Source organism: Rickettsia endosymbiont of Cantharis rufa, assembly GCF_964026445.1.
Lineage (GTDB): Bacteria > Pseudomonadota > Alphaproteobacteria > Rickettsiales > Rickettsiaceae > Rickettsia.
This window is the reverse complement of record NZ_OZ032150.1, coordinates 497,826-510,824: the sequence shown is the minus strand read 5'-3', so window position 1 is coordinate 510,824 and position 12,999 is coordinate 497,826. Positions and strand designations below refer to the sequence as shown.

Sequence of the window (12,999 nt, the reverse complement as noted above, 5' to 3'; positions counted from 1 at the left end):
GATTGCGGACGTACAAATTACTTTGTAATTTTCCTCTCAATGACGGAAAAACCGATCCACGCAACACAATGCCTCGCGGAAATAACATCGAGTAATTTTTAAGAGCTATGCGACAAAGCTCTTTCGCAGGAAGAACGTACAAGCTGCGTAACAACACCTTCTCAAAAATCCTAATTAACTTCTGACAAATGATGGTTTTTGTGAACTTCTATTACTTAGAATTTTTTGAGCATGCGTAGTCATTTTAGCATCTCGTTCTCCTCTAGTTTTTAGAGTTTTTAGTTTATTACTACTAACACTAGTATCACTAATCCATCCAGAGTCGCTTTCGCTACCACTTTTTTCACTATCGCTATCTTTTTTTGCTAAGTTTATTGTATTTAATCTTTGCTTTAGAGCGTCTAGCATATTAGGTGATTTTTCAGCATTAACCTTACTTTCATATTTAGGAATCGGTTTACCGTCCTTATCATATTCAACTTTATTTAGTTTTATTCCTGTTCGTATTGTCTCTAGGTGTTTCATTGTGTCTATTTCAGGACGTGGTTGATTTTCCAATGTTTTAACCGTAGTAGCTTCTATAGGCTTAGATAATGTCTCAGTCTGAGCCGGAATCATAGTGGCCATAGGTGGTGGTGGTGGTATATTATTTTGCGATAAAGGGGGAGACGGTGGTGGAATGTTATTTTCCAAAGGTTTAGCGAGAGGCAAGGTTGTTAATATTGATTCCTTTTTTGGAGTCATATGACTTGCAAGACTACTTACTATCTTTTGTAACTCCTCATTGTCAGGCAACTTTGCAATTATATCATTAATATTTCTTCCTTTATTTTCAATTAATTCCTCGAATTTATGCTTCGTTTTATATAACTGTTCGTCAATCTTTCTGATTGTTTTAGTGTTACTTTCTTTGTTTTTCGCCAAGACCTGTTCACTATTATTTACAAAAGCATTTTTAACATTTTGCCAAATATTATTTAATTTTTCAAAAAATGTATAAGGTATTTCTTCTCTAATTTCAGCAACCTGTTTTTGTATTTCTTTAAGTTCTTTGATATTGGAATTTTCGGATATTAAATTTTTGATGCTTTGTTTTGTAGCATTTAGACTATTAAGTTGATTTTCTAGCTCTTCACCATTAGAAGAATATAAAGGTTTAACCATAGTTAACGGACCAAACTTCTCTGACCTAGCAGCATATTTATTGGTAAATAATGCTTCTAGCCTACCACGTTGTTCTGTGGATAAATCTTTTTTAGCTAATTCATCAAAGTTTTTTCTAACTTCTTGTTGTAATTCTTGTTTTAAAGGACCAGATTTATCGGCTATGGATAGTATGGTATTATCTATACGCTTTAATACATTGTCATTTCTCTGTATTGCTTCGTTTGTTAACCGTTCTTCACTTTTTATAAAATTATACTTTACATTAGAAACTACTTTTACAAGTCTCTTAAACCAAGGCGGTGATTTAGTATGCTCTTTTTCTAGCTCTTTGACTTCTTTTTGTATTTCGATTAATCCCTGCAATTTCTTATTTTGTTCGCATAATTCGTTTACTTGGCTTAATATAGTATTTAAAGCATTATTTTCTTGTGCTAATAATTTATTTATATCTATTTCTTTAGTCATACCATACACCCACTATAAATTAATGTCGGTATTATAGTAAATTTCTTGTACGAAAGCAAGGAGAAAGTTAATTTATGTTAAGATATTACTTAGAAAAAATTGTTTTATAGTGTAGTTTGGCCTTTCGATGTTATTCCTGCGAGGCATTGTTGCGTGGATATAAAAAAAGCACTTGGTGTCATACCGTGGCTTGACCACGGTATCCATTAAAATAACTTAAATACCGATAATGTTAGTATTTTTAACTGGGTTCCGCTACAAGCTCGGCGTTGTTGTATGATTCGAGAAACCTGCTCTATGTCATTCTCGCGAAGACGGGAATGACACCAAAACTTTAGATCAACTGTTTTTAGGCAATGACGCGTTAATATTCAACGTAATTTTAAGGATGATAAACCTATGAGAGCAAATATAACTGAAATAATCCAAAATCTTATGACAACTTTTGATTCTGCCCAGCCGTGCTTTTCAAAATGATGATGCAGCGGGGCCATTTTAAATATTCTTTTTCCTTTAGTAGCCTTAAAATAATATACCTGTAAAATTACAGATGCCGTTTCAATAACAAATAAGCCACCGACTATGCTCAAAACTATTTCATGCTTAGTAATGACGCTAATAATCCCAAGTACGCCTCCGAGACTTAAACTACCAGTATCGCCCATAAAAACTTCTGCTGGTTGTGCATTAAACCACAAAAACCCAAGACAGCTACCGACTAGTCCCGCACATAATATTGTTAACTCTCCGGTATTCGGTATGTAAGTTAGTTGCAAGTAATTCGAGTAAATTAGATTTCCTGCTAAATAACTTATTAAAGCAAAAGAGCCGGCGGTAAAAGCAATTGGAACCGTAGCAAGCCCGTCAAGCCCATCCGTTAGATTAACGGCATTAGAAGAGCCTACTATAACGAATATAGCAAAAACTATATAAAAATAACCGAGATCCAAGCTTAAATTTTTAAAAAACGGTACGTTGAGTAAATGACTTGGATTTTTATCGGTATATTCTAGTAAAATACATATGATTAAACTAATAATTCCTTGTAGTAAAAGTTTATTTTTTCCCCTTACACCGTAATGGTTATTTTTAGTTACCTTTGCATAATCATCCATAAATCCTATAATACCGAAACTAATAAAACCAAATAATGTAATCCAAATATATTTATTAGTTAAATCGGCAAGTAATAGAGTAGAAAGACAGCTAGACAAAATAATCATAATACCCCCCATAGTCGGAGTACCTGCTTTTGTTTTGTGTGACTCAGGTCCATCTGAACGTATAGGCTGGCCGTGTTTTTGAAGGGTTCGTAAAAATTTTATTAATATCGGACCCGTAATAAAGCTAAGGCTTAAAGTTATAATAATAGCAAGACCACTACGAAAAGTAATATAGTGAAATAAATTAGCTATATGTGAATTATGGATGTGAGGAAGTAAAAGATTGTATAACATTTGTAGATTTAAAAGTATATTTTGATGTTGTTCATTGTTGCGTGGACAAACCGTCATTGCGAGGAGCAAAGCGACGTGACAACCTCATCAAACATCCTGAGATTGCTTCGTCAATTACTTCGTAAATTCCTCGAAATGACGTAAAAACCAAACCACACAATATTAGGAATATCCTAGTGGATTTATTTATAATAATCAACAATCTTATTGAGTTTTATACCTCTTGATCCCTTTATTAATATAAGTTCATTATTTTTAAATAAATCCGTGGCATGCGTAATTAATTCGTCAGCATTTTTAAAGTATTTTTTATCTATTTTGGAAGGTAGCAAATCATAAATATATTTAGTATTTTCCCCTACTAAAAAAACCTTAGAACAATCTGTAGCTAGTATATAAGGTACTAGCTCTTTATGTAATGCTTCTGAATTTTGTCCAAGCTCTAGCATATCACCTATTATAGCCGTTTTATTATCGGCAGACACTTGTTTTAAATATTCTAATGCGGCTTTCATTGACTGCGGGCTTGCGTTATAGTAATCACAAATTATACGACAATTTTGTATATTGATAATTTCCCCTCTTCCTTTAGTAGGAGAAATATTTGCTAAATGATTTGCAGCTATCTCTACATTTTTACCTAATATATCGATAATTAAAAGTATACCGGTATAATTTTCGGCGAAATGCCTAGGAATGAACGGTATAGTTATCTCTAAGGGCTTATTATTTATCTTATATTTTAAATGGACTTGCTCTCCTAGGTTTTCATATAAGGTTAATTCTGCTGATGTATTGTGTGTTGTGCCCAAGCTATATACGTTATCAATAGATAGATTTTTTAATATCGATAATATTGTGTTATAGCAATTAGTATCGGCATTAGTAATGGCAATATCATTTTTACTAAAATTTTCAAAAATCTCGCATTTAGCTTCTGCTATCTCTTCAAGCGAGTTAAAAAATTCTAAATGTGCTTCTGAAACATTAGTAATCATAGCAATATTCGGCTTTAATATTTGAGTAAGCTCTCTTATTTCGCCCTTATGGTTCATGCCAAGCTCAAAAATAGCATATTCTGTATCATCAGGCATCGAGGCAAGGTTTATAAGTAATCCCAAACGGTTATTAAAGTTGCCTCTACTTGCAAAAACTAGGAAATCATATTGTAATAATATTTTCAGTACTTCTTTGGTAGAGGTTTTACCGACACTACCGGTGATAGCGATAAATTTAGCTTTTGAATTATTACGTTTATACAAAGCCATTTTTTGTAGAGCTTCAAAACAATCATCAACTAAGATAATTTTGTTTTTATCTACTATATCTATATGCTTACTAACGATTACGGTACCTGCTCCTTTATCTATTGCATCTAGGACATAATCGTGACCGTCGCCGTTACTTTTAAGTGCTATGAATAAATCACCTTTTTTAACGTCTTTAGAATTAAATTGTGCCTTATTGCAATTGATAGAATTAGATATTGTTATACCTAGTGCTTTACTTAGTGTTTCAGAGTTCCAGATCATATGTTAGTTTACAGCGTCATGCCGCGACTTGATCGCGGCATCTTTTAAAGTTTTTTGGATACCGATCAAGTCGCGATATGACACTAATGTGCCTTTAATATACTTCCTCACAACTTCAGCATCATTAAAAGGTAATTTCTTATCACCTATAATTTGGTAATTTTCATGACCTTTGCCGGCAATTAATAAAATATCGTTTTGTTTTAAATTATTTATACCGTATTTAATAGCTTCTTCTCTGTCAGCTATCTCTATATAATTTGCTTTATCTATACCGTCTATAATTTCAGCTCTAATGAGCTTTGGGGCCTCAAGACGTGGGTTATCATCGGTAATTATAACATGATCGGCAAGTTTTACAGCTATTTGCCCCATAAGACTTCTCTTTGTTTTATCACGATTACCACCGCAACCAAAAACTACGCTTAGCTTACTATCACGTAATTTAATATTTTTCAGCTCCGCTAAAGCTTTTTCAAGAGCATCGGGAGTATGAGCGTAATCAATAAATATATTAGTATTTTCTATATGCTGCATTCTGCCTTTTACCGGTTTAACTTTCGTTAAAACATCTATAACTTGCTCAAAAGCAAAACCAGTATAATGTATGCTCAGTAACGTAATTAATAAATTGCTAGCCTGAAAGCTAGCGATTATCGATGTATTAAAATTATATTCTTTATTATTAAATGTAAAATTAATGTCCTGTCCTCTTAAAGAGCTATTAATTTTACTTATTTGTAAATCACCTTTTCCCCCAACAGTGATAAATTTAATATTATGGTTATGTAGATAACTTTTAATGAATTCTATTTCTTCTATATCGGAATTTAATATTGCGATGCCATTTGGTAATAAATAATTTATAAATAATTTCAATTTTGCTAATAAATAATTTTCTTTTGTATGGTGATAATCAAGATGATCCTGACTGAAATTAGTAAAACATGCGATATTTACTCTTTCTTTCCCAAGTCTTGCTTGCTCAAGACCATGACTCGAAGCTTCAAAAGCTAAATATTCTATACCTGCTTCAGCTAGATTATGAGCAATTTTTCTAAAGCTTAAATAATCAAGTGTTGTCAACTCCGGTACATCATTTATAAGATTATCACAACCAAAAATTTCTACCCCTATTGTACCTATAGATACTGCTTTCTTCCCAAGTAATGAATATGTTTGAGCTATGTAGGATACTACCGAGCTTTTACCGTTAGTACCTGTTACTGCTATCATACTCTTTGGTTTTTTAGGATAGAAGATTTCTATAGCTTCATATAAAGCTGCTTGTACATCTTCTACATAAATTACTTTATCTATGGTAGTATTTTTTTCATTATCTGTAATTACCAACGCTGCCGCCTGATTTAAAGCATCATTTATAAAATCGTTTCCATCAACACTTTGTCCCTTAATGGCAAAAAAGACGTCTTTATCCTTAACGGTTTTAGAATTAATCGACAAACCTTTTACGTTATGTTGTTGGAATAATTGTTTTAGGTTATGGGGCATGTTTATTATGTTATTACATGGTTGTACACTTCTCGATGTCATTCCCGCGGAAGCGGGAATCCAGAAAAAAGTATAAATACAGCAAATTTTTGAAATTAAGAGCTCGATTTATCTCGCTTTGTGTTGGATTCCCGCTTGCGCGGGAATGACATGGGAGAGTGTAGGAAGTAGCATAATTATACCTACACCTCCGACAAATTCCAAAGTAACTGATTTGCCTCGATAATTATATTTTTATCTACTAATTTTTTGATAAATATCAATTTATTATCCGGTTTGATTTTTGCCTGATTAGAGTAGCTACTCACGAATTTTAAAATTTTATCAGTCATATCGGCGTTTTTATAAAATTTAATCACAAACCCGTTATCTCCTGAATCTAAATTCTCAATATTTAACTTAGAGCATAATAGTTTTATTTTTACAATATTAAGTAAATTATTGAATTCAATCGGTAGTGATCCAAATCTATCAATCATCTCATCTTTAAATTTCTCTACTTCTATCTCATTACTTAAATTACCTATTCTTCTATATAATCCGAGTTTAAGAGCTGAATCAGATACATAGTTATCAGGGATAAAGACGGATAATCCTAAATTAATAGTTGGGATAAATTGTTGTTCTGAAACAACCGGTTCATCTTTAAAAAGAGCTATTTGTTCTTCCAACATTTCTTGATATAGTTCAGTGCCTACTTCTTTAATTTGCCCAGATTGCTCTTCACCGATTAAATTACCGAAACCTCGTAAATCCGCATCATGACTTGCAATAGTAAAACCTGAACCTAAAGCACAGCTATTTTGTATTATCTTTAAGCGTCTTAAGGAGTGCGAGGTCATTTTTTTATGACTTTCTACTGTTAAATAAGCATAGCCTCGCATTTTAGCCCGACCTATCCGACCACGCAATTGGTAAAGCTGACCAAGACCCAGCATATCTGCTTTATGTATGATCATGGTATTTGCCTCAGCTATGTCAATTCCTGACTCTATAATAGTAGTTGAGACTAGTATATCGAATTTGCCGGCATAAAACTCGCTCATGACCTCATCAATTTTATTAGGAGTCATTTTTCCATGAGCTATTTTATAGCTTAATTCCGGTACAATTTGTTTAAGTTGTTTCTCTATACTTTCAATATCTTTAATTCGAGGAACTACATAAAAACTTCTTCCCCCTCTAAAATGTTCACGTAATAATGAATCTCGGATAATAACCGGATCAAACGGCATAACTGCCGTACGCACCTCTAGCCTGTTTAGAGGCGGTGTTGCAATAATGCTTAATTCTTTTAAACCTGTCATTGACATTTGTAGCGTTCTAGGAATCGGTGTTGCCGACATTGCAAGTACGTGAGTGGAAGATTTTAACTGTTTTAAAAATTCTTTTTGACTGACACCGAAATGCTGTTCTTCATCGATTATTAATAATTTCAGATTAAAGAATTTTGTATTTTTATGTAATAAGGAATGAGTACCTATTATTATATTTATTTTACCGCTTTCAAGCTCTGATCTTACAATTTTCGCTTCTTTAGAGCTAATAATGCTAGATAATTGTTTGATATTTAAACCAAAACCCTTGAACCTTTCTATGAACCTTAAAAAATGCTGACTACATAAAATAGTTGTCGGTACAACTACGGCTACTTGAGGTAAATGTTCATTTAAAGATTTTGCTACCATAAAAACGGCACGCATTGCTACTTCTGTTTTACCAAACCCGACATCACCGCATATTAACCTATCCATTAACATACCGCTTCTTAGATCTTCTCTAATATCGTTTATAGCGGTTAATTGGTCTTCTGTTTCGCTAAAAGGAAAATTAGTACAAAATTTATCATATTCTTCAAGGTCAAATTCAACGGAAGCACTGGTATTAAGTTTTCTTTTAGCTGCTATTTGTATTAAATGCAGTGCTATCTCTTTTATACGGTTTTTAAGTTTTGCTTTACTTCTTTGCCATGAGACGCTACCAAGTTTATCAAGCTCCGCATTATCATTGCCGTATTTCTTTATTACCTCTATATTTTCAACCGGTGTATATAATTTATCATTACCGGCATATAAGATCTTTAAAAAATCATGCAGTTTGCCTTTGATTTCTAAAGCTTCTAGCTTTAAAAACTGCCCTATTCCATGATCTTTATGAACAACAAACTCGCCTTCTGCTAAATTATCAAGCTCTAGTAAAATGTTTTTAAGTTTTTTGTTAGTGTTTGTAGAGCTAGATTTTTCTTCTAATAATTCGCTAGCGGTAATAAATAAATATTCGCAAGTAATAAAGCTTTGGTTTAAAGGTAGTAATGCAATATTTATTACGTTTATTTTGGCTTCTCTTAAGTATTCTATCTCATTATAAGTATATTCGTAATTTGTAATTATGCTTTTAATTCGCTCAAAGCTACTTAAAACGCTTGAGCCTATAATAATTTTTTTACGAGAATTAGCTCTGATGACTTCAAATAATTTATCAAAAACCATTTTCTTTTCTATAAAACTTGTAGAGCTAATATTTTCAATTAAGCTAGCTTGCTCGGAATTTTCATAACTAATTAATATATTATTTTTTTGTTCGAGTAATCCTATTATTTCGGAAGCAGTAAAATATAAGCTAGTTGGCGTCAAAGTAGGATAGAAACTATTAAATTTAAGTTTATTCGCCTCTGATCTTGCCGAATAAAAATCATTATAACTATGCTCAAACTCTAAAATGGCTTGTTTTGACAGATTATCGAATATAAAAATAGGATCGTTTAGGTAATCTACTAAGTTAGAGCAGGAATCATAAAATAACGGGAGTAATTGTTCATATCCCGAAAATTTTCTTCCCGATATTACCGCCTCATATAAAGGATTATCAGTATGATTAACTCCAAAACTTCGTAAGTAATTATTCTTAAAATTAATTATAGTTTCAGTGTTTAAAACTATCTCGTTTGCAGGACTAATAACAAGTTCTAGGCAGGATTTAGTAGAAATTTGCGTATCAATATCAAATTCTTTGATCGATTCAATATAATCCCAGCTAAAATTAACTCTATAAGCTTTAGGACCGGGCAGTATTATATCAATAATTTCGCCTCTAACTGCAAACTCCCCGACATCGATGCTACTCGCATTTCTCGTAAAACTATTTTCTACTAGAAACATAGCAAGCTCATCCGTAGTAAATTTTATTTTAGGAGATAATTTCAAAAAATATTTAGAAAAAAAATCTTTTGGGGGTAATTTGTTTAATAAGCTTGCTGCATGAGTGATAAGTACTTTACCGTTACTATTTGTTGCTAGCTTAGTTAATATTTCTGCACGTCTAGATAAAATATTAGGACTTGGAGACGCATGATCGTAGGGTATAGTATCGTAGTTAGGAAAATAATAAATATTTTCATTGGAAGAAAAAAATAATGCTTGCTTGTATAATTGCAACGCCTCCTCTTCATTATTTGTAACTACGATAAAATCTTGCTTAGGGTTCTTAGTAAAATTATCGATTGCAAAGAAAGATTTGGCAGTTGCCGGAAATTTTTGTTGTAACATTCTATAGGGGTTTATATTTTTGCTATTTCGCTTAATTTATTTATTATTTCGGTATCTAGATTAGAAGGAATAGAAGATTTTTTAGTAATCCAAGTATAAAGATCATTATCATTTTGATCAAGTATTAAAGTATAGCTTTCAAGTTTTTTTTTATCCATCAAGAATAAGTACTTTTCGGCAAAGCTACTAAGTATATAGTCCATTTCTTTACAGCCGCGATTTTTACTACGATAAAGAAGTTTTTTTTGTAAAGAGTTTTTATTTAATTTATTCATGTTATAAAACCTTGCAAAAATTTTTTATAATAATATTATTAAAATTATCAGATACCAAGATCATTTTAAAAATGCTTAAATAATTAAGCACTCTAATAAATCCATTCTACATGGATAAAATTCTATTAATTTTATTATCAATAAAAGCTATCAAAGCGTACAAAAAATATGTTAGTTCAAAATATCTGTTCTACAAAAGCTTATGATATCGTGGCTTCAAACGATAATGCTTTTCTTGTGGATGTTAGAACGAAAGAAGAATGGCAGCAGGTGGGCATACCTTGCCTAAAAAATAAAGATAAAGTGATTTTTCTAAGCTGGCAACTATCACCTTTTATGGAAATAAATAGAAATTTTGAAGATAATTTTTTATCTAGCATTAGCGATAAAATCTATGCGATAGACTCCTTACAAACGTCCGCTAATAAGGATAAATTTGAAGAAAACACTTCACCTAGCACCGCAGCATACACAAAAGCATGTGAGGATGAGGGGTTAGGATTGACATACAAATTACCCTTAGAAGGAAGTTATGCAAAAAGTCTAATAATATTTTTTCTATGTCGTTCAGGATATAGGTCATTTATTGCGGCAAATTTTGTAGCTAATATGGGCTATAAAAATTGTTATAATATTAGTGATGGTTTTGAAGGAAATAATCAAAATAAGGGTTGGAAACAAAATAACTTACCGTGGCAGTTTTAAGTGAATACTAATCAGATAATTTTAACAGATCAAGGTGATAATTATGTAAATGTCTGGGGTCATGTGGCTCAGGATCTTTACAATCATTACGGCGAAACCCTATATAATAGTTGGTTCAGTAAAGTCAATTTTATAGAATCTTCCTTAAATACCGTTATTCTTTGTGCACCTACTAATTTTGTTAGAGATTGGATAAAATCAAAATACTCCGTGGTCATATTGCAACTATTTCAACATTATAACAATACCATTAAATCGGTTGAAATAATTACTAAAGAGTTACCTGGAACAGCTCAAACGATTATAGAGCTACCTACTAAGACTTTTGCCGATATCGGCAGCAGCGAGCTTAACTCGGAAAATATCTTTTCAACTCTTGACGTGCGTTTTACTTTCGATAATTTTGTGGTTGGAGCCCCTAATGAGCTGGCTTATGCTGCTGCAAGAGCAGTTGCAGAATCATCCGGTGCCGTTTCTGAATCTAATCCGCTTTTTCTATATGGCGGTGTAGGACTTGGGAAAACACATTTAATGCACGCAATCGGTTGGTATATCAAACAAAATAATCCGAGTCGTAAAGTAATATATATGTCGGCTGAGAAGTTTATGTATCAATTCGTTAAAGCATTACGTAATAAAGATGTGATGTCATTTAAAGAAAAATTCCGCTCGGTTGATGTATTAATGATCGATGATATTCAGTTTATTTGCGGTAAAGATAGTACGCAGGAGGAATTTTTTCATACCTTTAATACGCTGATTGATAATAACCGTCAAATGGTTATTTCTTGCGATAGATCTCCTTCAGATTTAGATAATATTGAGGACCGAATTAAATCTCGTCTTGGATGGGGCTTAGTTGCCGACGTTCATAGTACTACTTATGAACTACGACTCGGTATTCTAGAATCTAAAATTGAACAAATGAATGTTAAGATACCAAAAGACGTAATTGATTTTTTAGCATCTAAAATCGTTTCAAACGTTAGAGAACTTGAAGGAGCTTTGAATAAAGTAATTGCTCATTCTAATTTTACTCTAAAAGAAATAACACTAGAAAATACACAAAATATCTTGCGGGATTTACTGCGTTCTAATGAAAGAATAATTATCGTCGAAGATATTCAGAAAAAAGTAGCAAATCGTTACAATATTAAATTATCCGATATGTCTTCTACTCGGAGGTCACGAGAAGTTGCAAGGCCACGTCAAATAGCCATGTATCTTAGCAAAGCATTGACACCGAAAAGTTTAGCTGATATCGGCAAAAAATTCGGTAAGAAAGATCACACAACAGTTATGCATGCTATTAAGAAAATAGAAGAATTACTGGAGAGCGATATAGAACTTCGTGAAGAGATTAACTTACTGATGAAAATATTACAGAACTGAATAAAGTACCGTGGTCAATCTGGTGTTGTTGCGTGAATATAAAAAAGCACTCGGTGTCATACCGTGGCTTGACCACGGTATCCAGGAAAAACAACTTAAAATACTAAAATTTAGTATTTTAAACTGGATTCCGCTACAAGCACAACTGGAAACCACACAACAGTGCCACACGGGGATGACATCAATGCCAAAAAACCTAATTCAATCCAAGAAATCTTTTTAAAATTATCCGGAAAATACCGGGTTAAAAGAATTATAGGTAATCACGGTTACGTTGAGGGGGGTAGCATACTTCCTGCCTGAAAGTTTAAATGAATTAATATACAAAGAGAGGTTGAAAATTCATTATAACAACTACGATCATCAAATCCCCGCTAATAAAGAATATAGATATATTTTAGAAAAAAAATAATATTGTAAAATATTTTGCCGAAGCAGAAAATAATTTATTTTATCGCTTAGATTTTATAGATGATTCAAGATCTATAGGTAGCCATTTATGCGACAAAGACGAATATAACGCTACCTATATATTTATAAACCGTGATTCATTTTGCTTAAATTATAAAATCTTTGGACCTAAAAAAGACTATAATATTAATACTATTTTTAATCGTATGTAATATTAGCATCTTCTCCCATTAGTTTAGAATATTCTTTCATACTATCGTTTATAGCTGTAGTTTCCAAAGTTTGATTACTATCATAATCATTTTCACCATCTATATTTTTTCCTTTAGAAAAGGAAAGTTTCGATCTCTTTCTAGGAGTAATAGTTTGATTAAATTTTAAAGTAACATCTTGTAATACATCCTTGGTATATTCGAGAGCATCCATGTCATACCATTCTTTTACTTTAGCGCATAAAATTTGCAAAATTTCAGGTAGGATTTTTTTATCTCTTTCTTAAGAGACGCTCGTTTTTGAGCCAAAAACCCTTCCATATTTT

Annotated in this window: 9 protein-coding genes and 2 pseudogenes; 4 read left to right on the top strand and 7 right to left on the bottom strand. The window is 32.2% G+C overall.

The window, feature by feature from the left end; translation table 11 throughout:
- Positions 1-174: 174 nt before the first annotated feature.
- The 6 genes from AAGD46_RS02800 to AAGD46_RS02775 form a co-directional block, all read right to left on the bottom strand.
- A complete protein-coding gene (locus AAGD46_RS02800) occupies positions 175-1,632 on the bottom strand; it encodes an Arp2/3 complex-activating protein rickA (protein WP_341787675.1) in 1,458 nt (485 codons plus the stop codon).
- A gap of 371 nt (positions 1,633-2,003) precedes the next feature.
- Positions 2,004-3,089: a phospho-N-acetylmuramoyl-pentapeptide-transferase gene (mraY, locus tag AAGD46_RS02795; RefSeq protein ID WP_341787674.1), complete on the bottom strand. Its 1,086-nt coding sequence runs from the start codon at positions 3,087-3,089 to the stop codon at positions 2,004-2,006.
- Between the two features lie 182 nt (positions 3,090-3,271).
- A complete protein-coding gene (locus AAGD46_RS02790) occupies positions 3,272-4,621 on the bottom strand; it encodes a UDP-N-acetylmuramoyl-tripeptide--D-alanyl-D-alanine ligase (protein WP_341787673.1) in 1,350 nt (449 codons plus the stop codon).
- 3 nt (positions 4,622-4,624) lie between these two features.
- Positions 4,625-6,133: a UDP-N-acetylmuramoyl-L-alanyl-D-glutamate--2,6-diaminopimelate ligase gene (locus tag AAGD46_RS02785; RefSeq protein ID WP_341787879.1), complete on the bottom strand. Its 1,509-nt coding sequence runs from the start codon at positions 6,131-6,133 to the stop codon at positions 4,625-4,627.
- A 182-nt stretch (positions 6,134-6,315) separates the two neighbouring features.
- The gene (gene mfd / locus AAGD46_RS02780) at positions 6,316-9,678 is read right to left on the bottom strand and encodes a transcription-repair coupling factor (RefSeq protein ID WP_341787672.1); all 3,363 of its coding nucleotides are present in this window, start codon (positions 9,676-9,678) and stop codon (positions 6,316-6,318) included.
- A gap of 11 nt (positions 9,679-9,689) precedes the next feature.
- Positions 9,690-9,953 carry a succinate dehydrogenase assembly factor 2 gene (locus AAGD46_RS02775; RefSeq protein WP_341787671.1) on the bottom strand — a complete coding sequence of 88 codons (264 nt, stop codon included), beginning with the start codon at positions 9,951-9,953 and terminating at the stop codon, positions 9,690-9,692.
- 168 nt (positions 9,954-10,121) lie between these two features.
- Here AAGD46_RS02775 and AAGD46_RS08790 point away from each other — a divergent pair.
- The 4 genes and pseudogenes from AAGD46_RS08790 to AAGD46_RS02760 all read left to right on the top strand — a co-directional run.
- Positions 10,122-10,352 (top strand): annotated as a pseudogene (locus AAGD46_RS08790) (hypothetical protein); the annotation flags it as partial.
- A 147-nt stretch (positions 10,353-10,499) separates the two neighbouring features.
- A pseudogene (locus AAGD46_RS08785) lies at positions 10,500-10,658 on the top strand (rhodanese-like domain-containing protein); the annotation flags it as partial.
- Positions 10,659-12,050, top strand: coding sequence for a chromosomal replication initiator protein DnaA (dnaA, locus tag AAGD46_RS02765; protein WP_341787669.1), 1,392 nt, complete (start codon positions 10,659-10,661; stop codon positions 12,048-12,050).
- A 413-nt stretch (positions 12,051-12,463) separates the two neighbouring features.
- Entirely contained in the window at positions 12,464-12,673 is a 210-nt protein-coding gene (locus AAGD46_RS02760; protein ID WP_341787878.1) for a DUF6314 family protein, read from the top strand.
- Here the strand turns inward: AAGD46_RS02760 and AAGD46_RS02755 are convergent.
- Positions 12,660-12,926, bottom strand: a complete 267-nt coding sequence (locus AAGD46_RS02755) for a hypothetical protein (protein ID WP_341787668.1) — start codon at positions 12,924-12,926, stop codon at positions 12,660-12,662. The genes AAGD46_RS02760 and AAGD46_RS02755 overlap by 14 nt on opposite strands.
- Between the last annotated feature and the right edge of the window lie 73 nt (positions 12,927-12,999).